At 37.4% G+C, this 23,605-nt stretch carries 24 protein-coding genes and 1 other annotated feature; of the genes, 18 read left to right on the top strand and 6 right to left on the bottom strand.

Annotation, left to right across the window (positions count from 1 at the left end):
• Positions 1 to 16: 16 nt before the first annotated feature.
• The gene (locus BAMA_RS03785) at positions 17 to 268 is read right to left on the bottom strand and encodes a DUF3932 family protein (protein WP_034636111.1); all 252 of its coding nucleotides are present in this window, start codon (positions 266 to 268) and stop codon (positions 17 to 19) included.
• Between the two features lie 189 nt (positions 269 to 457).
• Between BAMA_RS03785 and rnz the strand changes: the two genes are divergently transcribed.
• From rnz to sdaAA, 4 genes are all read left to right on the top strand, one after another.
• The gene (rnz, locus tag BAMA_RS03780; protein WP_034636108.1) at positions 458 to 1,381 is read left to right on the top strand and encodes a ribonuclease Z; all 924 of its coding nucleotides are present in this window, start codon (positions 458 to 460) and stop codon (positions 1,379 to 1,381) included.
• A gap of 431 nt (positions 1,382 to 1,812) precedes the next feature.
• Positions 1,813 to 2,856, top strand: a complete 1,044-nt coding sequence (locus BAMA_RS03775) for a PTS sugar transporter subunit IIC (protein ID WP_034636105.1) — start codon at positions 1,813 to 1,815, stop codon at positions 2,854 to 2,856.
• Between the two features lie 141 nt (positions 2,857 to 2,997).
• Entirely contained in the window at positions 2,998 to 3,657 is a 660-nt protein-coding gene (gene sdaAB / locus BAMA_RS03770) for an L-serine ammonia-lyase, iron-sulfur-dependent subunit beta (RefSeq protein WP_034636102.1), read from the top strand.
• Positions 3,658 to 3,675: 18 nt separating this feature from the next.
• Positions 3,676 to 4,551 carry an L-serine ammonia-lyase, iron-sulfur-dependent, subunit alpha gene (gene sdaAA / locus BAMA_RS03765; protein ID WP_034636098.1) on the top strand — a complete coding sequence of 292 codons (876 nt, stop codon included), beginning with the start codon at positions 3,676 to 3,678 and terminating at the stop codon, positions 4,549 to 4,551.
• Positions 4,552 to 4,585: 34 nt separating this feature from the next.
• On the opposite strand, the gene proI is transcribed toward sdaAA, so the two are convergent.
• On the bottom strand, positions 4,586 to 5,425 hold the full coding sequence (gene proI / locus BAMA_RS03760; protein ID WP_034636251.1) for a pyrroline-5-carboxylate reductase ProI: 840 nt from the start codon (positions 5,423 to 5,425) through the stop codon (positions 4,586 to 4,588).
• A gap of 465 nt (positions 5,426 to 5,890) precedes the next feature.
• Between proI and BAMA_RS03755 the strand changes: the two genes are divergently transcribed.
• Both BAMA_RS03755 and BAMA_RS03750 read left to right on the top strand, forming a co-directional pair.
• Entirely contained in the window at positions 5,891 to 6,841 is a 951-nt protein-coding gene (locus BAMA_RS03755) for an MBL fold metallo-hydrolase (RefSeq protein ID WP_034636095.1), read from the top strand.
• A 9-nt stretch (positions 6,842 to 6,850) separates the two neighbouring features.
• Complete coding sequence (locus tag BAMA_RS03750) at positions 6,851 to 7,645, top strand: SDR family oxidoreductase (RefSeq protein ID WP_034636093.1); 795 nt, start codon at positions 6,851 to 6,853, stop codon at positions 7,643 to 7,645.
• Positions 7,646 to 7,674: 29 nt separating this feature from the next.
• Here the strand turns inward: BAMA_RS03750 and BAMA_RS03745 are convergent, their stop codons facing one another.
• Complete coding sequence (locus tag BAMA_RS03745) at positions 7,675 to 7,860, bottom strand: YqzH family protein (RefSeq protein ID WP_034636090.1); 186 nt, start codon at positions 7,858 to 7,860, stop codon at positions 7,675 to 7,677.
• A gap of 705 nt (positions 7,861 to 8,565) precedes the next feature.
• Between BAMA_RS03745 and argC the strand changes: the two genes are divergently transcribed.
• From argC to BAMA_RS24855, 6 genes are all read left to right on the top strand, one after another.
• Entirely contained in the window at positions 8,566 to 9,603 is a 1,038-nt protein-coding gene (gene argC / locus BAMA_RS03740) for an N-acetyl-gamma-glutamyl-phosphate reductase (RefSeq protein WP_034636087.1), read from the top strand.
• Positions 9,604 to 9,620: 17 nt separating this feature from the next.
• The gene (gene argJ / locus BAMA_RS03735; RefSeq protein ID WP_034636084.1) at positions 9,621 to 10,844 is read left to right on the top strand and encodes a bifunctional glutamate N-acetyltransferase/amino-acid acetyltransferase ArgJ; all 1,224 of its coding nucleotides are present in this window, start codon (positions 9,621 to 9,623) and stop codon (positions 10,842 to 10,844) included.
• Between the two features lie 11 nt (positions 10,845 to 10,855).
• Entirely contained in the window at positions 10,856 to 11,620 is a 765-nt protein-coding gene (argB, locus tag BAMA_RS03730) for an acetylglutamate kinase (RefSeq protein ID WP_034636081.1), read from the top strand.
• Entirely contained in the window at positions 11,617 to 12,774 is a 1,158-nt protein-coding gene (locus BAMA_RS03725) for an acetylornithine transaminase (RefSeq protein WP_034636076.1), read from the top strand. The genes argB and BAMA_RS03725 overlap by 4 nt, the downstream gene beginning before the upstream one ends.
• Positions 12,775 to 12,787: 13 nt before the next feature.
• Positions 12,788 to 13,723, top strand: coding sequence for an ornithine carbamoyltransferase (gene argF / locus BAMA_RS03720; protein ID WP_034636073.1), 936 nt, complete (start codon positions 12,788 to 12,790; stop codon positions 13,721 to 13,723).
• A gap of 69 nt (positions 13,724 to 13,792) precedes the next feature.
• A complete protein-coding gene (locus tag BAMA_RS24855) occupies positions 13,793 to 13,960 on the top strand; it encodes a hypothetical protein (RefSeq protein WP_200874659.1) in 168 nt (55 codons plus the stop codon).
• Between the two features lie 24 nt (positions 13,961 to 13,984).
• On the opposite strand, the gene BAMA_RS03715 is transcribed toward BAMA_RS24855, so the two are convergent.
• The 3 genes from BAMA_RS03715 to nhaC all read right to left on the bottom strand — a co-directional run bounded on the left by BAMA_RS03715 (position 13,985) and on the right by nhaC (position 16,954).
• On the bottom strand, positions 13,985 to 14,431 hold the full coding sequence (locus BAMA_RS03715; protein ID WP_034636070.1) for a MarR family winged helix-turn-helix transcriptional regulator: 447 nt from the start codon (positions 14,429 to 14,431) through the stop codon (positions 13,985 to 13,987).
• 68 nt (positions 14,432 to 14,499) lie between these two features.
• Positions 14,500 to 15,285: a GDSL-type esterase/lipase family protein gene (locus BAMA_RS03710; RefSeq protein WP_034636067.1), complete on the bottom strand. Its 786-nt coding sequence runs from the start codon at positions 15,283 to 15,285 to the stop codon at positions 14,500 to 14,502.
• A 298-nt stretch (positions 15,286 to 15,583) separates the two neighbouring features.
• Positions 15,584 to 16,954 (bottom strand): Na+/H+ antiporter NhaC, encoded by a 1,371-nt coding sequence (gene nhaC, locus BAMA_RS03705; RefSeq protein WP_034636063.1) that lies wholly within the window; start codon positions 16,952 to 16,954, stop codon positions 15,584 to 15,586.
• Between the two features lie 288 nt (positions 16,955 to 17,242).
• Positions 17,243 to 17,462, bottom strand: a binding site (T-box leader).
• 150 nt (positions 17,463 to 17,612) lie between these two features.
• On the opposite strand from nhaC, the gene bioA reads away from it, so the two are divergent.
• Genes bioA through bioB form a run of 6 tightly spaced genes read left to right on the top strand, consistent with a single transcriptional unit; the run spans position 17,613 to position 23,394 of the window.
• The gene (gene bioA / locus BAMA_RS03700; RefSeq protein ID WP_034636060.1) at positions 17,613 to 18,995 is read left to right on the top strand and encodes an adenosylmethionine--8-amino-7-oxononanoate transaminase; all 1,383 of its coding nucleotides are present in this window, start codon (positions 17,613 to 17,615) and stop codon (positions 18,993 to 18,995) included.
• Positions 18,992 to 19,720: a dethiobiotin synthase gene (bioD, locus tag BAMA_RS03695; protein WP_034636055.1), complete on the top strand. Its 729-nt coding sequence runs from the start codon at positions 18,992 to 18,994 to the stop codon at positions 19,718 to 19,720. The genes bioA and bioD overlap by 4 nt, the downstream gene beginning before the upstream one ends.
• Positions 19,686 to 20,873, top strand: a complete 1,188-nt coding sequence (gene bioF, locus BAMA_RS03690) for an 8-amino-7-oxononanoate synthase (protein ID WP_034636052.1) — start codon at positions 19,686 to 19,688, stop codon at positions 20,871 to 20,873. The genes bioD and bioF overlap by 35 nt, the downstream gene beginning before the upstream one ends.
• The gene (locus BAMA_RS03685; protein ID WP_034636050.1) at positions 20,870 to 21,619 is read left to right on the top strand and encodes an alpha/beta fold hydrolase; all 750 of its coding nucleotides are present in this window, start codon (positions 20,870 to 20,872) and stop codon (positions 21,617 to 21,619) included. The genes bioF and BAMA_RS03685 overlap by 4 nt, the downstream gene beginning before the upstream one ends.
• The gene (gene bioC / locus BAMA_RS03680; RefSeq protein WP_034636048.1) at positions 21,585 to 22,442 is read left to right on the top strand and encodes a malonyl-ACP O-methyltransferase BioC; all 858 of its coding nucleotides are present in this window, start codon (positions 21,585 to 21,587) and stop codon (positions 22,440 to 22,442) included. Before BAMA_RS03685 ends, bioC begins: the two co-directional genes overlap by 35 nt.
• Positions 22,396 to 23,394: a biotin synthase BioB gene (bioB, locus tag BAMA_RS03675; RefSeq protein ID WP_034636045.1), complete on the top strand. Its 999-nt coding sequence runs from the start codon at positions 22,396 to 22,398 to the stop codon at positions 23,392 to 23,394. Before bioC ends, bioB begins: the two co-directional genes overlap by 47 nt.
• The last annotated feature ends 211 nt before the right edge of the window (positions 23,395 to 23,605 follow it).

Below are 23,605 nucleotides of genomic sequence, written 5' to 3'. Positions count from 1 at the left end.
AAACTCCCATGGTTCATTAAGAAACATGGGAGTTTTCATAAAAGATAATCTCTGTATTTGATGGTGAAGAAACACGCTGTGCATAATATGTGATGGAGGAAGAGATACGTTCTGGTACAGGTTGAAGCGTGTGTAATGCTGTATATTCATGAATTAATTCTTTTAATGTAGACCAGTGCAAATGAGTTGGTGTCTCAGAAACGAATGAGCTTGCCCAAACATCAAATGAAGAAGAAAAATCAGTTTGTAAGCGAAATACCTCTTTCATATTTTTAGCCCCTTTTATATATGATAGTATCATTCTACTATAAAACACGAACAAATGTGAAGAATTTTATAGTTAATGTTCGTGTAATATAGTTGTCTAGATGGATAGCCTTTTGAAAACCATTTGCTATTTTGAAAAACATTTCTTAAGATGAAGGATAGAGACTATGAAATGGTTGGAGGAAACAACGTGGAATTTGTGTTTTTAGGGACGGGAGCTGGTGTTCCTTCAAAAGGAAGAAATGTATCAGCTATCGCTTTACAATTATTAGAAGAACGAGGAGCAACGTGGTTATTTGATTGTGGTGAAGCAACGCAACACCAAATTTTACATACAGCAGTGCGTCCGCGTCGCATTGAGAAAATATTTATTACTCATTTACACGGTGATCACATTTTTGGGTTACCAGGATTACTAGGTAGCCGATCGTTTCAAGGTGGGACAACACCTCTTACTGTGTATGGTCCGAAGGGGATTCGTGAATTTATTGAAGTCGCATTATCGGTAAGTACAACGCATGTTAAATATCCACTTGAAATTGTTGAGATTACAGACGAAGGAGTTATATTTGAAGATAAACAATTTTATGTTGAAACAAAACGCTTGTCCCATGGAATTGAATGCTTTGGGTATCGTATTGTAGAAAAAGATATACAAGGTGAACTTCTTGTAGAAAAATTACTAGAGGTAGGGGTAACACCAGGACCAATCTTCAAACGATTAAAAAATGGAGAGACGGTAGAACTTGAAGATGGACGCGTACTACACGGTGAGCAATTTATTGGACCGAAAAAGAAGGGACGGATTATTACAATTTTAGGGGATACGCGCTATTGTGAAGCAGCAATAGAGTTAGCAAAAGATGCGGATGTACTTGTGCACGAAGCAACGTTTTCAGCAGAAGATACGAAGCAGGCGCACGACTATTACCATTCTACAACGGAGCAAGCAGCAAATGTTGCATTGCAGGCAAATGTGAAACGATTGATTTTAACGCACATTAGCTCACGTTATCAAGGGGATACGTATAAAGTTTTATTAGAAGAGGCGAAGCAGTTATTTTCAAATACCGAAATTGCTTCAGATTTGAAAATTTTCACAGTAGGACGTTAAAAGTGAAAAACAATGGCAGGGGATAGAGAAAAACTTGCCATTGTTTTTATAAGTAAGGATAGAAAATTTCCACTATCAAGATAGGGGAAACTGTTATAGTAAAATCTTTTAGATGAATAATACAGAGATAGCAGGTGTTTTCTCTGTATTGTTAAATACAAGAAGAATGACAAGGTTTATGCACAAAGAATAAGTAAAATAATGGTTAAAATGAATGAATATGAGAAAACTGTTATATTTAATATTCCAATTATAATATAACAATTATAAATGGCCTGTAATTATTTTTGAAAGTTTCGAATTTAAAAAAAATAAATAGTTTGCAAAAATCAAGCTATAATGAGGGCGCATTATATTTATTCATAAGTTACAACTGTCTGTTTTAGCCATGTTTCGTAACAACATGAAATTGACTAAAAGGAGAGAGAACCATGGAAATCATTAAAGGAACGATACTACTATTATTCGTACTCAGTCTGTTTTCACTTTTTAGTTTTAAAGCTCCAAACGGTATGAAAGCTATGGGAGCTTTAGCAAGTGCAGCTGTTGCTAGTTTCCTAGTGGAAGCTTTCCATCTATACGTTGGTGGAGATTTACTAGGATTTGAATTTTTGAAAGAAGTTGGTGTATCTTCAGGTAGCTTAGGCGGGGTTGCTGGGGCAACACTTGTAGCACTTGCAATGGGAGTTTCACCTGTGTATGCTATGCTTGTAGGGGCATCTGTTTTAAAATTCGGATTGCTGCCAGGTTTTTTTGCAGGTTATTTAATATCGTTTTTAGTTAAGCAAATCGAAAAGCGTGTACCAGAAGGTTTAGATTTAATTGTTTGTATTATAGTGGCAGCACCTTTAACAAGATTCATTGCTCAAACGATGGATCCAATTGTAACCGCTACCCTACAACAAATTGGTGGTGTTATTACATCTGCGACAGATACAAGCCCAATTGTTATGGGAATCGTTTTAGGTGGTGTAATTACAGTTGTAGCAACAGCACCGTTAAGTTCAATGGCATTAACAGCACTTCTTGGTTTAACAGGTTTACCAATGGCAATTGGTGCATTAGCTGTAACAAGTTCATCGTTCATGAACTACGTCTTCTTTAAAAGAATGAAATTTGGAGATAAGCGTACTGTAATTGCTGTATCAATTGAACCGTTAACACAAGCTGACTTAATATCGGCAAATCCAATTCCTGTGTATGTAACAAACTTTATTGGTGGTGCAACAGCGGGGATTATCATTTCGATGTTTGATTTAGTAAATAATGCAACAGGGACAGCAACACCAATTGCTGGACTTATGGTCATGTATGGATTTAATGACCCGATGAAAGTAACGTTATGCTTCTTATGCATCATGGTATCTGGTTTGATTTCAGGATATATTGGTTCGTTACTGTTTAAAAATTACCCAATTCGCACAGCTGAAGAAATTCGTGGTAAAAATGGGAAAACAACAGAAGCGGCAGCTTAATAGATTAATAATAGGGGAGCTTCTTAATTAAGAAGAGAAAACCTTTTTTCTGTACAGACCTAGTGCTCGGTGAGAATATACAAGTTCTTACCGGGCATTAGCTACGCTTAAAATAAAAAATCTCTATAGGGGGAAGTAGTGATGAAATATCGCTCAGTATTTGATATTATCGGTCCAGTTATGATTGGTCCATCTAGTTCACATACAGCTGGAGCAGCACGAATGGGGCAAGTTGCTCGTCAATTATTTCGTAAGCAACCAGAGAAAATAGTGATTTCTCTATATGAATCTTTTGCAAAAACATATCGTGGTCACGGTACAGATGTAGCACTTGTTGGAGGGATAATGGGGTTTGAAACAGATGATCCTCGCATTCCAAGTGCGCTTGAAATTGCAAAGGAAAAAGGTATTGAAGTGACATTTATTGAAGAAGAAGCACAAGCACCACATCCAAATACAGCAAGAATTCGTTTATATAAAGATGAAGAAGAAATCGAAGTTGTTGCAAGTTCAATTGGGGGCGGTAAAATTGAAGTGATTGAATTAAATGGCTTTGATTTACAGCTTACAGGGACAAGTCCAGCGCTTCTAATTGTAAATAATGACCGCTACGGAGCAATCGCATCGGTTGCAAATATATTAGCAAAGCATAAAATTAATATTAGTACAATGAGTGTGTCACGTAAAGAAAAGGGAAGAAAAGCCCTTATGGTTATTGAAACCGATGAGCTATTAGCTGATGAAGTTATTAATGAAATTACAGAGCAATCTAATATTTGTCAAGTAACAATTATGGATTAATCGCAGGGGGGACACAACATGTTTCGAAATGTAGCGGAACTAGTTGAACAAGCAAACGCACAAAATGTAAAAATTTCAGAAATTATGATTCAATGTGAAATGGAGACAAGAAATCTTTCACGTGAACAAGTAATTGCTGGTATGGAAAAAAATTTAGTCGTTATGGAGCAAGCGGTTGAACGTGGTCTTCGAGGAGTAAAATCTCCAACAGGTTTAACAGGCGGAGACGCTGTGAAAGTGCAAGCATATATGAAGAGCGGCAAAGGATTATCTGGTGATACAATTTTAGACGCAGTAAGTAAAGCGGTTGCAACAAATGAAGTGAACGCAGCAATGGGTATCATTTGTGCAACGCCAACAGCTGGTTCGGCTGGAACAGTACCAGGTGTTCTATTCGCATTAAAAGAAAAGTTAAATCCGACACGTGAAGAAATGATTGAGTTTTTATTTACAGCTGGAGCGTTTGGAATGGTTGTAGCAAATAATGCATGTATCGCTGGTGCAGCTGGTGGATGTCAAGCTGAGGTTGGATCGGCAAGTGGAATGGCAGCGGCAGCAGCTGTTGAAATGGCTGGAGGTACACCAGAGCAAGCGGCAACTGCAATGAGTATTTCCTTGAAAAATATGCTTGGATTAGTATGTGATCCTGTTGCAGGGCTTGTCGAAGTTCCTTGTGTAAAACGTAATGCGGCAGGCGCGTCCAATGCAATGATTTCAGCAGATTTATCATTAGCTGGTGTAACAAGTGCGATTCCTTGTGACGAAGTAATTGAAGCGATGTATCGTATTGGGCAAACAATGCCTTCTGCACTTCGAGAAACGGCAGAAGGTGGCTTAGCAGCAACACCAACAGGAAGACGTTTACAAGAACAAATTTTTGGGAAAAAGAAATAAAGTGAAACCCTTGCTCATTGTGAGCGAGGGTTTTTTAAGGTTTATTTACAAACCTCTCTAATGTTTCACCGAGTTCGTGTGAACGTTTTGTAGCTTTTGTAATACAGGAAATAAGAGCGTTTTGAAATTCAAAGCTCTGCAATACTTCAATGCCAGCTTCTGTTGTTCCACCTGGTGAAGTGATTTCCTTACGTAAGACGGAAGGATGTTTTGTATTTGCTTTTAACATCTCAGCAGCACCAATTACTGTTTGTAAAATAAGAGATTTTGCTACATCTTCTTCTAGACCAAGTTGTTTTGCTGCTTCTTCCATCGCTTCTACAACATAATACACATATGCAGGCCCACTACCTGATAATGCTGTGACTGCATGCATTTGTTCTTCTTCTACAATTGATACAACGCCAACTGTTTGAAAGAGAGAAGTCGCAATTTGAATATGCTCCTCTGTAGCATGAGAAGACGGTGAGATTGCAGTAGCTGATTTTAAAATAGATGCAGATGTATTCGGCATCGCACGAATAATTGGGACATTTTTATTAAGTAATTTTGCAATAGAAGATGTTGAAACTCCTGCTAGTAAGGAAATAATTAATTGATTGTTGTTGATATATGGCTCTAAAGGTGTGATGGCTTCTACAATATCTTTTGGTTTCATAGCAAGAATCACAATGTCTGCATCTGTGATGAGTTCTTCTTTATTATGTGTTCCTGTCACACCATAGAGATTGTGTAACTCTGTTAACCGATTCGTATTAGATCGGTTGCTCACCATCATTTGTTCTTCAGTTACAACTTTTGAATGTAGCAAACCAGCAATTACAGCTTCGGCAATTGAACCAGCACCAACGAAAGCGATTTTTTGAATATTCATCATCATATTGTTACTGAAAGTATATATCTTTTATCCCGCATTAACAGCCAGTTAAAGCCCGATTAGTTTAACTAGCACTTAGTGGGAGAGGAAGAACCCCCCACTGAGTGAAGTTTTCACTTTATGAGTCCCCATCTCGTTTCAGTAACAGTCTCCTTTCTTATTTTCTTAAATACATATGAACATATTACTTTATAAAGCAATAGATTCATATGTACTAGGTGGTTTGTCCTATATACGTTTATCCCGCATTAACAGCCAATAAAAGCCCGATTGGTCGGGCTAGCACTCAGTGGGGGTGAAGAAAGCCCCACTGAGTGCAGTTTCACTTTATAAATTTACATACATTCGTTTTTTGATGGGAAACACCTTCTTTTTATCTGAAAATAATGACAAATTTTTAAGGAAGAGGTAAACTGAAGAGAGATTCATTTTTGAAATGGGATGGCGAAGGGGGTTATAAACATGACAGTAATTCATCGAATGGAAATACCCGTTCCATTTGCAGTTGAGACAGTCAATGTTTTTTTAGTGGAAGGAGATACATTAACGCTAATTGATACGGGAACGAATACAGAAGCGGCGAAACAAGCGTTAGAAGAACAATTACAAAAGTTAGGTTATACAATAAGTGACATTGAAACAGTTGTAATTACACATCATCATGCGGATCATTGTGGGCTTTTAAATGTATTTTCTGAAGGAGTAAAGATTATTGGACATCCGTGGAATGAACCGTGGATTACACAAGATCCTCAGTTTTTAAAAGGTTATGAAACGTTTTTGTTTGAAATGGCGCTGCAATTTGGTGTACCAGAAGCGTTTTTGAAATACGGTTCATCGCTAATGCAGACATTGACGTATTCTTGTAAGCGTTCATTAACACATACTGTTCGAGAAGGCGATCACATTGATGCTTTGCCAGAGTTTACAGTTATTGAAACGCCAGGTCACGCTTCAACTCATATCTCATTATATCGTGAAAGCGATGGATTATTAATTGGCGGAGATGTACTAATTGGACATATTTCTTCAAATCCATTACTGGAACCCCCATATGAAAGAGAAACAGAACGAGCAAAGCCATTATTACAATATAATAAAACATTAGAACGCCTCGCGTCGATGAACATTTCACGTGTTTTGTCAGGGCATGGAGAAGATGTAGTGAACGTGAAAGAGCTTGTTCATGAACGATTGCAAAAGCAAGAAACAAGAGCTTTAAAAGTATTGAGCTTATTAAAAGAAAAACCAATGACAGTATTTGAGGTTTGTGTAAAGCTATTTCCAGTCTTATATAAGAAGGAATTGTCACTTACATTATCTGAAACAGTTGGACAACTAGACTTTTTAGCATATAATGGGCAAGTAATGATTGACAAATCATCACAGCAATGGATTTACTATGCAAAGTAGGTGGCAACAATGAAAAAGAGTTTACAAGATAAAGTAGTCGTTATTACTGGAGCTTCAAGTGGAATTGGAGAAGAGGTGGCGATGCAAGTAGCAAAAGAAGGGGCCGTTCCTGTACTTATTGCACGAACAGAAGCAAAGCTACAAACATTGCAGCAGAAAATTAAAACGACATATAGCGTATCCTGTTATTACTATGTGTTAGATGTCAGTAAAGAAGTTGAAGTACAAAATGTATTTACAAACATTCTGCGTGATATCGGACATATTGATATATTAGTAAATAACGCCGGATTCGGTATTTTTAAAACGTTTGATGATGCGTCTTTAGACGAAGTGAAAAATATGTTTGATGTAAATGTATTTGGTTTGGTTGCTTGTACAAAAGCGGCTTTACCTTATATGTTAAAAAAGAATGCAGGACATATTATTAACATTGCTTCGTTAGCTGGTAAAATTGCAACACCAAAATCAAGTGCATATGCAGCAACAAAACATGCTGTGTTAGGATTTACAAATAGTTTACGTATGGAGCTCGTGAATAAAAATATTCATGTAACAGCTGTTAATCCTGGACCAATCGATACAAACTTTTTTGATATTGCGGATGAATCTGGTACGTATGTAAAAAGTGTGGGACGTTACATGTTAAAGCCAAACTACGTAGCAGAGCAAATTGTAAAAGCTATGAAAACAAAAAAAAGAGAAGTGAATTTACCGAAATGGATGGGAATGGGACCTGTTATTTTTGCGCTATTCCCAAAGTTATTTGAACGTGTCGCAGGTAAATCGTTAAGTAAAAAATAGGAGATTTCCATTCGGAAATCTCCTATTTTTTATGTTTGTGTTACATATTCATACACAATATCTTCAATTGCTTCGTGTACATCAATGTTTGCAGTCGTAAGAAGTATTTCTTGAATACGTGTAATGAGCATATGATAATCTTCTTCGGAGCTAGGTGCACACTGATATTGGCGGAAGCTTTTCTTAAGCATCTTTTGAATTAATTTTTCATCCATCTTTTTCACCTAATCATATATGTATATTGTTTGTGTTTTATCCCGCTATTTGCGGGCTGTAAGACTCCCGCCTCAAAATTTAGAGGATTCAGAGAAGTTTAGGTGGGAGATTAACAGCCCGAATCTAGCTACGACTCCTAAGCACTCGAGCCACAAGCTAATCCTTTCTGTGGCAAACTTCGCCATGCCAAGGCTTATCTTGTGCTTGTCGTGCTTGAACAGTCGTCTTCGCTTTTGAATGTAAAAGCCCGATTGGTCGGGCTAACACTCAGTGGGCGATAAAGAAAACCCCCACTGAGTGAAGTTTCACTTTATTGTACTTGAAATGAATAGGAAATACTATGAAGTTTCACTTTATAAAGAACAGATAGGATAGTGTGTACTTGAGGACTCTTTTTTCTTGAAATTGCATATGGTAAAAAAGGACATAATTATTATAAAACAATGTAGATTGAAATGTATAAAAACTCATGTTGTAGTTTGGGAAACGAAGTGGATAGTTGTTTGTTTTCTATGTTTAGAAAGTTGTATGAAAGAAGAAAAGTATAGATTTATTTTGCATAAGGCTTGATAAACTCTTTTGTGATAAAATATTTATTCTTTTTATTTTTTATAATCAAAAATTTATAAATATTTAGTTGACTCTATAAATATACAATACTATAATCATATGTAAATTTAAAGAAATCATATAAGGGGGGCAATATGAAAGTTGCAATTATTGGAGCGACAGGTTATGGAGGGATTGAATTATTACGGTTGTTAACACAACATCCCCAGTTTACAATCACCTCTGTTCATTCATTTTCTGGAACTGGCGAGGAAATTACGGCGCTTTATCCTCATGTAACAAATCATATATCACATACGCTAGAAGAAATTGATTCGGAAAAAATTGCGAAAGATGCAGATCTTGTTTTTTTAGCAACACCTGCGGGAGTATCAACGACTCTTACACCAAACCTTCTTGTAGGTGGTGTAAAGGTTATTGATTTATCAGGCGATTTTCGGATGAAGAGTTGTGAAGTATATGAAGCTTGGTATAAAAAGAAAGCTGCAGCGGCCGAATTATTACAAAAATCAGTATATGGGCTGACAGAGTGGAAGCGAGAGCAAATTGCAAGTGCACAGCTTATTGCAAATCCAGGTTGTTATGCAACAGCGACGTTACTTGCTGCAGCACCTCTTGTTCTTCATGACATTATTGAAGAAGATTCCATTGTCATCGATGCGAAATCAGGTGTTTCAGGAGCAGGAAAAACACCAACAAATATGACACATTTTCCAGAGCTATATGATAATTTGCATATTTATAAAGTGAATGAACATCAGCATATTCCGGAAATAGAGCAAATGTTAACAGAATGGAATCAAAGTATGAAACCAATTACATTCAGTACACATTTAATGCCAATTTCAAGAGGAATCATGGTGACGCTTTATGGAAAAGCAAAGCGGGAGATAAGTTCGTTACAGCTTCAAAAATTATATGAAGATTGTTATCATCATTCTCCGTTTGTTAGAAATCGTGCACCTGGAACATTTCCAAGTCCAAAAGAAGTACGTGGGTCTAATTATTGTGATATCGGCACTGCTTATGATGAGCGAACTGGAAGAGTGACAGTTGTTTCTGTTATCGACAATATGATGAAGGGAGCTGCGGGGCAGGCGGTGCAAAATGCCAATATTTTAGCTGGATTAGATGAGCGAGAGAGCTTACAGTTTATGCCGCTCTATTTATAAGGAGGAAGGGAAGAAAGATGATTCAGACGACCTTTGTTACAAAGATAGAAAATGGTTCAATTGTAACGCCAAAAGGATTCTCAGCAATTGGAGTTCATGCGGGGCTAAGAAAAGAAAGAAAAGATATTGGCGCAATTTTATGTGATGTACCAGCAAGTAGCGCAGCTGTTTATACAACAAATAAGTTACAAGCGGCTCCGCTTCAAGTGACAAAAGAAAGCATTGCGGGAAGAGGAGAATTACAGGCGATTATTGTAAATAGTGCAAATGCAAATGCGTGTACAGGTATGCAAGGTTTATATGATGCATATGAAATGCGAGCATTAACAGCAGCGACATTTCATATAAAAGAAGAGCTTGTAGCGGTAGCTTCAACAGGGGTTATTGGAGTACCCTTGGAGATGGATAAAATAAGAAGTGGGATTCAAATGTTAGTTCCAACAAAAGAAAAAGAGCAAGCAGCAACTTTCTATGAAGCCATTTTAACAACAGACCTTGTGACGAAACATTCCTGCTATCAATGTGTGGTAGAAGGAAAAACAATTACAATTGCTGGGGCAGCTAAAGGATCGGGGATGATTCACCCAAACATGGCAACGATGCTTAGTTTTATTACAACGGATGCAAATATTGAACATATTGCATTGCAAGAAGCTCTAGCAAATGTTACAGCAAATACATTTAATCAAATTACAGTAGATGGAGATACATCGACGAACGATATGGTAATTGTTATGGCAAGTAGGTTAGCCGAAACGTCTTCATTGAATTGTAATCATCCAGATTGGGATTATTTTATTAACGCACTGAAAAGTGTATGTGAAGATTTAGCAAAGCAAATTGCGAAAGATGGGGAAGGAGCGACAAAGCTTGTAGAAGTGAACGTATTTGGAGTACAAACAAAAGAAGAAGGCAATATAGTTGCGAAGAAAATTGTTAGTTCAAACCTTGTGAAAGCAGCTTTATATGGAGAAGATGCAAACTGGGGACGAATTATAAGTGCGATTGGCCAAAGTGGCGTTACAGTGCAGCAACATATGATTGACATTGCAATCCAAACTATTGTTGTTTTACAAGATGGTGAACCTCGTGTTTTTTCAGAAGAGAAAATGAAACAGAAATTAAAAGAAGATAAGGTTGTGATTGATGTTCATTTACATTTAGGACAAGAAAAGGGAAGGGCCTGGGGTTGCGATTTAAGTTATGAATATGTGAAAATCAATGCCTGTTATCGGACGTAAGGAGCGATGGGATGAAAGAATGCATTGTAGTAAAATGTGGTGGAAGTATGCTAGAGCGTTTAGATGAGCTTTTTTTTCAATCAATGAAACAACTTGTAAAAGCGTACGATGTCATTGTTGTACATGGCGGTGGGCCAGCGATAGATGACATGTTACTAAAACTTCATATCTCTAGCATGAAGCGGGATGGTTTACGTGTAACGAGTAAGGAGGTAATGAAAGTTGTTCAAATGGTGTTAGGCGGAAGTGCAAATAAACAGATGGTGATGCAACTTCAATCATATGGAATCGATGCGTTCGGTATGACGGGTTGTGATGGGGGACTGTTAACAGTTAAACCATTAGAAAATCTCGGTTATGTTGGAGAAATTCAAAATGTAAACATAGCGTTATTACAGAATTTATTAGAGCATGGTTGTATTCCAGTTGTTGCTCCAATTGGAGTATATCAAGGTGAAGCATATAACATAAATGGAGATACTGCAGCTGCTAGTATCGCAGTAGCGGTAGGCGCAAAGAAATTATTTTTCGTTACAGATGTAGATGGGGTGATGTGCGAGAAGCAATTGCTCCGGCAAACGGATGAATTTCAGATTGCTACATTAATAGAAAAAGGAATTATTACTGGGGGGATGATTCCGAAAGTTCGGGCAGCACTTACTTCCATTGAAATGGGAGTAAAGGAAGTTGCAATTGTAAATGGTACAAAATTATTTGTTGCAAACGACGGAGAATGGATCGGTACAACAGTTTCTAAAGGAGTGAATATATCGTGAACACTCACCTGTTCCAAACTTATAGTAGGCGTGGGGTAGAAATTGTAAAAGGTGATGGAACGAAGGTAATGGACCGAAATGGAAAGGAATATCTTGATTTTACTTCAGGTATTGCGGTGTGTAATCTAGGACACTGCCATCCAAAACTTGTCGAGGCTGTTACAAGGCAGATGAAAGAAATGTGGCACATATCTAATTTATTTCCAAGTAAACTACAAGAAGAAGTAGCTGCAAAGCTAACAAAAAATGAAGGACTTGATTATGTGTTCTTTTGTAATAGCGGTGCAGAAGCAAATGAAGCCGCACTTAAGCTTGCTCGTAAGCATACGGGGAAATCAGTTTTTATTACATTCCAGCAATCATTTCATGGAAGGACGTTTGCGACAATGAGTGCAACGGGCCAACCAAAAGTGCATGACGGATTTGGACCACTTCTTCCAACATTTCTTCACCTTCCGTTTAATGATATAAAAGCATTGCAAGAAGCGATGAATGAAGAAGTAGCTGGAGTTATGGTTGAAGTTGTGCAAGGAGAAGGAGGCGTCAGCCTTGCAAACTATGAATTTTTAAAAGAAATTGAACGATTATGTAACCAATATGGTGCGCTTTATATTGTAGATGAAGTACAAACAGGAATAGGAAGAACGGGAACAATGTTTTCTTATGAACAGACAGGAACTTTACCTCATATTGTAACAGTTGCAAAAGCTCTTGGAAATGGCATACCTATCGGAGCGATGATAGGTAAGAGTGAATTAGCAAATACGTTTACTGCTGGTACACACGGTTCAACATTTGGTGGGAATTTTCTTTCGATGACAGCGGCAAAAGAAGTATTACATATTATAGATGATTCTTCCTTTTTAAAAGAAGTAATGCATAAAGGTGAATATCTTCACAATTTGTTACAACAAGAGCTACAATCTGTTGATTCTATTTATGAAGTACGAGGAAAAGGGCTTTTAATTGGTGTTCAGTTTACATGTGATGTCACACCGATTGTTTTGAAATTGGAAGAGAAGGGGCTTTTGGTTTTACAAGCCGGTACAAATGTACTGCGTATTTTACCACCGCTTACTGTAACTGAAGAAGAAATGAATCAAGCAGTTCAAATAATAAAATCCGTGTGTAATGAATTGCTATTTATAAAATAAAGGAGGAGTTTTCATGACGACGATGCACATTCCAAAATTACAAACGAAAGATATTTTAACGTTAGAAGAGCTAACGAAAGAAGAAATTATTTCTTTAATTGAGTTTGCGATCCAGTTAAAGAAGGATAAACAAGTACCGTTATTAGTAGGGAAAATATTAGGACTTATTTTTGATAAACATTCTACTCGTACACGTGTTTCGTTTGAGGCTGGGATGGTGCAGTTAGGCGGACATGGTATGTTTTTAAGTGGAAAGGATATGCAGCTTGGCAGAGGTGAAAGTATGGCTGATACGGCGAAAGTATTATCTCAATACATTGATGGTATTATGATTCGTACGTTTTCACATAAAGACGTGGAAGAACTTGCGAAAGAATCCAATATCCCTGTTATTAATGGTTTAACAGATGAACATCACCCTTGCCAAGCATTAGCCGATCTTATGACTATTTATGAGGAAGTTCGTACATTTGAAAATGTGAAGTTATGCTACGTAGGGGATGGAAATAATGTATGTCATTCATTGTTGTTAGCGAGTGCGATAGTTGGCATGCATATGACTGTAGCAACCCCAGCTGGATATGAACCAAATGAAGAAATCGTGAAGCGAGCACGAAAAATTGCAGCCGAAACAGGAGCGGATATTAGAGTTATGGAGAACCCAACAGAGGCCATGCAAGAGGCTGACTTCATTTATACAGACGTTTGGATGAGTATGGGGCAAGAAGAGGATGAAGAGAAATATCGATTATTTCATCCTTATCAAGTGAATGAAACTCTTGTTCAACATGCAAAAGAAACGTATCGCTTTTTACATTGCTTACCTGCACATAGAGGAGAAGAAGTAACAGCGGCTGTTATTGATGGACCACAATCTATCGTATTTGAGCAAGCTGGGAATCGCTTGCATGTGCAAAAAGCGTTGTTAGTAAGTTTATTGCAGAAATAGTATGTTGGAGTAGGAAGAGCACATTCGCTTCTTATATTGAATATGCTTCTAAAAAGGAGTGAAATAAGAATGTGGTATACGTATTATATTCCGCAGTTTTATCCACGGATGGTGTACTATCCGAATCCGTATGTAAGGCAACAGTCCGTTCAGCCGATGATGGAGCAAGAACAAAAGCCATATTTAACAACATGGCCATATTCAAATATATACTATGGAAACTATTTTGAATCATAAAGCTGCTTCCAAGAGGGAGCAGCTTTATACGTTTGCTTTCATAATTAAATGTTGAATCGTTTGAAGTGAATGAATAAGTTGTATACGTTCATTCTCTGATAATGTTTGGAAATGTTCTTGCAGTTTGTTTAAAATGAACTGCTGATATTGACTTACTAATGACTTTCCATCTTCTGTCAGTGAGATTAAAATAACGCGTCGATCTTTTTCACTATAATGACGTTCGACAAGCTCTTCTTGTATAAGTTTATTAAGTAGCGGTGTCATATTTGGCCTTGAAATCGCTAGATGCTTGCCGATTTCGGAGACCGCTAATGTGCCATTTTCGTGCAATAATAATAGCACCTGTGTTTGCGATGGTGGCATATGTCTTTGTGAAGAAAATTCTCCAGGTAACATAAACTTACGATAAAAAAGAGGCACTACAGAAAGAAGATGATCAACAATACGTTCCCATTCGTGTGATGCCATTATAACGGCCCCCTTCCATATAGTATTGTAACAAAAAATATAGTTTGTAAAAATAGCATTATTTGTTTTTAAGATGAGTATTTATAGGATAATATTTGCTTCATAAATGAAGCAGCGATCTTTTCATAACCTTTATTATTTGGATGAACTTGATCATATAATAAATCCGCATCTTCAATTGTTAATAAGTCACGAACAGGTAATACGATAGATGGTTCGTTTTCTTTTGAGGTAGAATGAATTGTCGTATTCCAACTGTCGAGAAATATATCGGCATAAGAAGTAAGGGAATCATCTAATTTTAAAGGATTATATAACTCAGTTAAAACGATAAGAGCATCAGGATTTAAAGAGCGGATTGTTACTACAATTTCCAATAAGTCTTCTTCGAATAAGTCTTTCTCCTTGTTTAACATTTTAATTTTATCCATCATACTGCCTTTATTAATCGATTTTTTGAGTCGGAGAACATTGTTCCCTCCAATGCTAATTGTAATGAGATTTGCTTGTTGTATTTTTTGTTTCACTTCTTCTTTTTCCATTATTTTCAACAATTGGTCAGTTGTTGAGCCGTTGACGGCAAGGTTATCTACAATGACTTCTTTTTGAAGATTTTTGCTTAATTGTTCTGAAGCGACTTGGGCATAGCCCCCATTTGTAGATCCATGTCCTTTTGCAAATGAATCACCAAGGACAAGGTGATGAAGAGGAGTAGCTGTTTGTTCATCGATCCAAATAGGTGTGGATACGATTTGTTTTTCTTTGTGTAGGTTTGTCTCCTCCTTCTTCTTATAATACATAAATGAAATGATGAGAAGGAGGAGACAAAGTGAACAGATGATGATTTTTTTCATATATTTATCCTCCTTGTAATTGGTTATTTTATCATATTCTGCATGAGAAGCAATGGGACATTGTTTCATAAAAAGAAGGTACCTATAAACAACCAAATTTCCGGTTGTAACAGGTACCTTCTTTTTTATATTTTGTAAGTTTTTTTATCCCGCATTAACGGGCTGTAAGACTCCCCCCTCAAAACTTGAGAAAAAACGAAGAAGTTTAGGTGGGAGATAAACAGCCCGTAAAAGCCCGATTGGTTCAACTAACACTCAGTGGGGGATGAAGAAAACCCCCACTGAGTGAAGTTTCACTTTATAAAGAAGCTGATTTGCTTTTCTTCCATGAAAGGCCAAATCCAGTGAAGCCAACAATTACAGTAATGATCGGACAAACTAGGCAAAAGATTGCGTATGGAACATATTCAATTGTAGGGACGTTTAATACAGTCGCTAAGAATACCCCACTTACACCCCATGGTACAAGTGGATTCACAACTGTACCAGCATCTTCTAACACACGTGATAAATTTTTACGTTCTAAGCCAACTTCATCGTATTTATTAGCAAATGCTTGACCAGTTAATACGATGGATAAGTACTGCTCTCCAAGTAAAAAGTTGACACCGATTGCAGTTGTTGCAGTCGATAAAATTAAACGTGTACTTGTTTTTACAAAGTTTGCAATCATATTCATAAGCTGTGTAATAATTCCCATACCTTGTAGTATGCCACCCATACAAAGAGCAAGAAAAATGAGAGCGATGGACATAAGCATACTTTGTAAACCACCACGTGATAGTAAGCTGTCAATGCTTTCTACACCCGTTTTTGATACGTAACCGTCTTGCATAATTTTAATTAACTCATTTACAGACGTACTTGGATTGAAAATGAATACTAAGATTATGCCAACGACAATTCCTGCAAGTAAAGTTGGAACGGCAGGGACCTTTTTGAATGCAAAAATAAATAATAATAGAACGGGTAGCAATGTAAAGATAGAGATCGTTGCATTTTCCTCTAGTGTTTTTGTAAAGGATGCTAACTCTATTTCTCCACCATTGTTACTTCCAAGGATGAAAAAGGCAATCAGTGCTATGATGAAAGCAGGGACGGTTGTCCAAAGCATATTTCGGATATGTTCAAACATATCTACCCCAGTAACTGCAGGAGCTAAATTTGTTGTGTCAGATAACGGAGACATTTTATCTCCAAAGAATGCGCCAGAAATGATAGCACCAGCAATAAGAGCTGGATCATATCCAAGAGCACTCCCCATTCCCATAAAAGCAAGGCCAACTGTAGCGGCTGTTGTAAAGGCACTACCGATACTTGTACCAACAATTGCACAAACAATAAAGGCAGTTGGTATGAAGAACTGCGGAGAGACAAGTTCAAATCCGTAAACCATTAATGTTGGAATTGTTCCAGCGGCAATCCAAACACTAATTAATACGCCTACAAGTAGGAAGATGAAAATAGATGGAATACCAGCTGAAATACTACTTCGTATTCCTGCCTCCATAGTTGACCAAGAAATCCTTTTCGCAAACCCAAATGCAATTAAGATGATAATTCCAAATAAAATTGGAATATGTGGTCCTACTTTTAGTTCAATAACGCTAAATCCAATAAAGAAAAAAATGATAACAGTTAATAAAATCGATTCTAACTTTGTAACCATCGCGTGTGACCCCCTCATAACAAAAAATTTTCTTTTTATATAAAATACGACAATATTACGTAATTCCTTCTAATTTTTTAGAATTTTATGACAACTTACCGGTAAAAGTTGAACATCAAAAAATGAATCTCTCTTTACTTTCCGCAATTTGAGAAATAAAAAACGCCCCTGCAATATATGCAGGGACGAAAAAATCGCGGTACCACCCTCGCTTGTGAAATGAAGGATGCACAAAATAAAGGGGAGTAAAAAATAGATCCGAGAAAATAAAAACGTCCCTGCAATATATGCAGGGACGAAAAAAATCGCGGTACCACCCTAAATTGTGAAACAGTTTCATTTCACCACTCGAAAAAATAACGGTTATAACCGTCTTTCACTACTCCGATTGTTTCGCAAAAGAAGCTCAAGGGGGTAATTCATATTTCGCACTGTACTGATTCGCACCGACCATCAGCTCTCTGTAAGCAAGAAACGAAATACTACTAAATCCTATCATTGCCGATTCATTATGATGTTAGTTAAATTTTTATCACACATGTATAGAGGATGTCAACAAGTATATTAAAAAAATAATAATTATTTCATGAATTGACAGTATAAAGTGTAAATGTTAACTTTTAAGTAGTTTAGGTTAACATTAAGAGGGGGGACTGTTGTGGTAGTAAAGAGTAGTAACGAGAAATTTACATACGAAGAGTTAGTAAAGAAAAATAAAGACTACGTATGGCATCCATTTACGCAAATGAAAGATTATATAGAAGAGGATCCCGTCATTATTGAACGGGGAGAAGGGCGAAAGTTATACGATGTAAATGGAAATGGGTATTGGGATGGTGTTTCATCTATTTGGCTAAATGTTCACGGTCATCAAGTTCCAGAGTTAGATGAGGCGATTCGTGAGCAATTAAATAAAGTTGCCCATTCTACTTTACTTGGTTTAGCAAATGTCCCTTCAATTTTGCTTGCAGAAAAATTAGTTGAAATTGTTCCAGATGGATTAAAGAAAGTGTTTTACTCTGATTCCGGGGCAACTTCGGTTGAGATTGCGATTAAAATGGCATTTCAGTATTGGCAGCACAAAGGAAAGCCTGAAAAGCAAAAGTTCATTACGATGAAAGAAGCGTATCATGGGGATACGATTGGTGCAGTGTCTGTTGGAGCGATTGATATGTTCCATCAAGTGTATAGCACACTGTTATTCAATACGTTAAAAGTACCATATCCTTATACATATCGTTCTCCATATGGAAAAAACGAAAAAATTATCGTAGAAAAACATTTGGAAGAAATGGAGAAAATGCTTCAGGAGCATCATAAAGAAGTAGCAGCTATTATTGTGGAGCCAATGGTACAAGGAGCGAGTGGAATTATTACGATGCCAGATGGGTATTTAAAAGGGCTTCGAGAATTATGTACAACTTATGATGTACTTTTAATTACAGATGAAGTGGCGACAGGATTTGGAAGAACGGGAAAAATGTTTGCGTGTGAGCACGACGGTATTACACCAGATATTTTAACGGCAGGAAAAGGTTTAACGGGAGGATATTTACCAGTTGCTGTTACAGTGACGACAGATGAAATTTATAATGCATTTTTAGGAGATTACGAGGAACAAAAAACGTTTTTTCATGGACATAGTTATACAGGAAATCCGCTTGGCTGTGCAGTTGCATTAGCAAATTTACAACTGTTTGAAACGACGAAACTTGTAGAGCAAGTAGCACATAAAGCAGAATATGTTGCGAAACGTTTAAAAGCAATAAGTGAGCTAGAACATGTCGGTGATGTTCGTCAAAGAGGTCTTATGATTGGTATAGAACTTGTGGAAAATAAGGAAGCAGAAAAAGCGTATTCGTGGAGAGAACGAGTGGGTGTGAAAGTTTGTAAGCGAGCACGAGAGTTGGGAATGATTATTCGCCCGCTCGGTCATGTCGTTGTCTTTATGCCACCGCTTGCTTCGACAATCGAAGAATTAGATGCAATGATTGATATTTTACAACAGTCTATTCAAGAAATAACGGGGGACGAAGCATGAAAGGTTTCTTTGTAACAGCAACCGATACGGAAGTAGGAAAAACGGTTGTAACAGGTGCTTTAGCAGGTATACTTCGAAAACGTGGTTATCATACAGGTGTATATAAACCAATTCAAAGCGGTCACCTTTCTTTTCATCCAGAAGGGGATGCGGCACGCTTAAAAGAAGTAGCAGGAGTATCTTCTTCGTATGAAGAGATTTGTCCATATTCATTTGAAGAACCGCTAGCGCCTCGTTTAGCGATGAAACGAGCGGGTAAAGATGTGTTTATAGCGGATATTTTAAAGCATTACAAAAAAATATCGAAACAGTTTGACTCTTTATTTATAGAAGGGGCTGGGGGGCTAGTCGTTCCTTATACAAGTGATGCACTTGTTGCTGATTTTGCGAAGGAGTTACAGTTACCGTTGCTCATTGTAGCACGTCCAACTCTTGGTACTGTAAATCATACTATTTTAACAATTTCGTATGCGAAAGCGTATGGATTGTCAATAGCAGGTGTTATCTTTTCCGGATGTCAGTCATCTGAAAAAGAGAGAGTACTAGAAAACAAAAAAATGATAGAGGAATTAACTGATGTACCAGTTATTGGATTATTACCTTTGCTTCGTGAAGGAGTTACGCAAAAGGAGCTATTGCAAGCTGCAGAAGAGAACATCGATATTTCAAGGTTAGAGGAGTTTTTACGGTATGAATCAAATGTGGAAAGCTCACTTTCAATCTAAATTGACGAGTTTACTAGACGCATCTCAGCATAGAGAGGTATTTGTAACGGGGGGAGCAGAACAACCGTGGCTTGTTCGAAACGGGAAAAGATTATTAAATTTAGCATCAAATAATTACTTAGGATTAGCTGGGGATGAAAGATTAAAAGAAGCTATGGTAGAAGCAACCGAAAAGTATGGGACAGGAGCAACGGCATCGCGTCTTGTTGTAGGGAACTATCCGTTATATGACGAGGTTGAACAGTATGTAAGCGACTGGAAAGGTACTGAAAAAGCATTAATTGTAAATAGCGGATACACAGCGAATGTAGGTGCCATTTCTGCGCTTGTTGGTCGTCACGATATTGTATTTAGCGACAAACTAAATCATGCCAGTATCGTAGATGGTATTTTGTTAAGTGGCGCAGAGCATAAGCGGTATCGGCATAATGATATGGAACATTTAGAGAAGTTACTACAATCTTCTCCTAAGGATAAACGCAAGTTAATTGTCACCGATACTGTTTTTAGTATGGATGGTGACATCGTTCAGCTAGAAGCTTTAATAAAGTTGAAAGAAAAATATAAAGCACTTCTTATGGTTGACGAAGCTCATGCTAGTGGAATATATGGTGTGCAAGGAGCTGGGATTGCTCATAAAGATCCAGAACTAGCAAAACGAGTGGATATTCATATGGGTACATGTAGCAAAGCGCTCGGCTGTTATGGTGCTTACATAGCAGGGCGTGCTCTTTCTATCGACTACCTCCTTAATACGATGCGTAGTTTTATTTTTACAACTGCTTTACCTCCAGGAGTGCTTGGTGCTATGAAACGGGCGATTGAAATTGTTAGGGAAGAAGAAACAGCTCGTCAAAGATTAATAGAGAATGGTATATATTTTCGTACGAATTTGCAAGAGGCTGGTTTTCATACAGGAGATAGTATGACCCATATTGTACCTGTTATTGTCGGTTCTAATGAAAAGACACTTCGCTTTAGTATGAAATTACAAGAAGTAGGAATAGCAGCAATTGCTATTCGTCCCCCTACTGTTCCGCAGCATAGTTCACGTATTAGATTCGCAGTTACGTCGCACCATACGCATGATGATTTACGGTGGGCAGTGGAACAAATTGTGCAAATTGGAAAAGAGGAGGGGGTCATTTCATGAAGAAGTCTCGTATCATCCTTATTTCTGGCTGGGGTATGGGAGAACAAGTATGGGATTTATTCCTTCCGTATTTACAAGGTGTTCCGGTATCTATTGTTCATTGGCGGAATGTAGAAAATGATGAGGACTTTAAAAGGAGAATTGTAGAGGAAGCAAGAGATGAAGAAGTGATTTTAGTTGGCTGGTCACTTGGTGCGTTAGCAGCTATTAATGTATACCATTCTATACAAACAAAAGGGATTGTTTTATTAGGCGGAACCGCGAAATTTATAACAGATCGAGAGTATAAGCATGGCTGGAAATCTGTTTTCGTTGAGCGTATGAAGAGAAATCTATTAAAACAACAAGAAATTATACTAAAAAAATTTTATGCAAGTATGTTTTCAATAGCAGAGCAGGAAGCGGGAGAGAGTCATGCATTCCAACGAATAGCAGATCAGTTTCAAAATGATTCTCCTCAATCTTTACAATGCGGGCTACAGTACTTAATAGAAAGTGATGTTAGAAAGCAATTAGGGAAAATTGAAGCTCCTTTACTTCTTCTCCATGGAGAAGAGGATGCAATTTGTCCGCTATCAGCAGCTCAGTATATACAAGAGAAAACAAATGCACAACTCAGACTCATAAAACAAGCAGGACATGCCCTTTGTTTTACACACCCAAAACAATGTGCAGAAGAAATTTTATCGTTTATAAAGGAGAGCGAGCGCAATGATCAACAAAGCGTTGTTACAAAAAAGATTTAACGCTGCGGCTGTATCCTATAATCAATATGCAAATGTACAACAAAAGATGGCAGATTGTTTACTTGAGCGTTTGCAAGAATATTATAGTGCGGTGGACTGTATCCGTATTTTGGAGCTAGGCTGTGGTACAGGGTACGTTACAGAACAACTAGTTGCAGCTTTTCCGAATGCAAAAATTACAGCAGTTGATTTTGCTGAGAGCATGATTGAACAAGCAAAAAAACGATATAAAGTAGATGCTGTTACGTTTCGGTGTGAAGACATTGAACGCATAAATGTAGATGAGCAATATGATGTCATTATTTCTAATGCGACATTTCAATGGTTAAATGATTTAAGAGCGACATTGTCTAATTTATACAGTGTTTTAAGTGAAAATGGTGTACTCGTATTTTCGACATTTGGTGATAAAACATTTTATGAATTGCATACATCCTTTCAGCGTGCAAAAGAGATGTATCAGGTACAGAATGTAAAAACGTTAGGACAAACTTTTTTAACAGCTTCACAACTGCAAGAACTTTGTAAGCAAATAACAGGGGATATGCATGTTTTTGAAACATGTTATAAAGAGACGTTTTCTACAGTTCGTGAATTTTTACAGTCTGTTCGTAAAATAGGAGCCACAAATAGTAATGAAGGATTGTATTGTCAGAGTCCTTCTATTTTCCGGAGTATGCTCCGCGTATACGAACGTGATTTTACTGAAAATGAACAAGTCGTAGCAACGTATCATGCTTTATTTTCTTATATGAAAAAAGAGGGGAAGAGAAAAAATGAAACAGTTACAAACGAAAATGGATTGGAAGCAAATTGCATATGAAATTATAAAGGGTAGAGAGGTAACAAAGGAAGAAGCCTTTGCCATTTTGGAAGCGGAAGATAGAGAATTATTAGAAATTATGAACGCTGCCTATATGATTCGTCATCATTATTTTCAAAATAAAGTAAAGTTAAATATGATTATCAATACAAAATCGGGTTTATGCCCAGAAGATTGTGGATACTGTTCACAGTCCATTGTTTCAGAGGCACCGATTGATAAATATGCTTGGTTAACGAAGGAGAAGATTGTAGAAGGTGCTCATGAAGCAATTCGCCGCAAAGCTGGTACATATTGCATCGTTGCGTCTGGGCGTCGTCCAACAAATAAAGAAGTTGATCATGTAATTGGAGCGGTGAAAGAAATTCGAAATACGACAGATTTAAAAATTTGTTGTTGTTTAGGATTTTTAAACGAAGATCAAGCGGGACGTTTAGCTGAGGCGGGTGTACACCGATACAATCATAATTTAAATACACATGCAAACAATTATGAAAGCATTTGTTCAACGCACACATATGACGATCGTGTTGATACAGTTGAAAAAGCAAAACAAGCGGGCATATCCCCATGTTCGGGAGTTATTTTTGGAATGGGAGAAACGAAAGAGCAGCGTGTTGAAATTGCATTTGAATTAAGACGATTAGATGCGGATTCTATTCCTTGTAACTTTTTAGTATCAGTAGATGGAACACCGCTTGAAGGGCGGAAAGAATTAACACCTGTTCAGTGCTTAAAAGCATTAGCGATGATGCGATTTGTGAACCCGACAAAAGAAATTCGTATTTCTGGAGGTCGTGAATTGAATCTGCGTGCTCTTCAGCCACTTGGCTTATATGCAGCGAATTCAATTTTTGTTGGTGATTATTTAACGACGGAAGGTCAAGAGCCAACAGCGGACTGGGGTATGATTAACGATTTAGGGTTTGAAATTGAGGAATGTGCATTATAAACATTGTAGATAAGATAGCAAAAAGCCCTCTTATATAAAAGGGCTTTTTGCTCATTTTTATCCCGCTATTTGCGGGCTGTAAGACTCCCACCTCAAAACTTAGAGGATTCAGAGAAGTTTAGGTGGGGGATTAACAGCCCGAATCTAGCTACGGCTCCTAGGCACTCGAGCCACAAGCTAATCGTGCTTGAACAGTCGTCTTCGCTAAAAG

Origin of the sequence: Bacillus manliponensis (assembly GCF_000712595.1) — a bacterium.
GTDB lineage: Bacteria > Bacillota > Bacilli > Bacillales > Bacillaceae_G > Bacillus_A > Bacillus_A manliponensis.
This window is presented reverse-complemented; position numbering and strand designations above follow the sequence as displayed.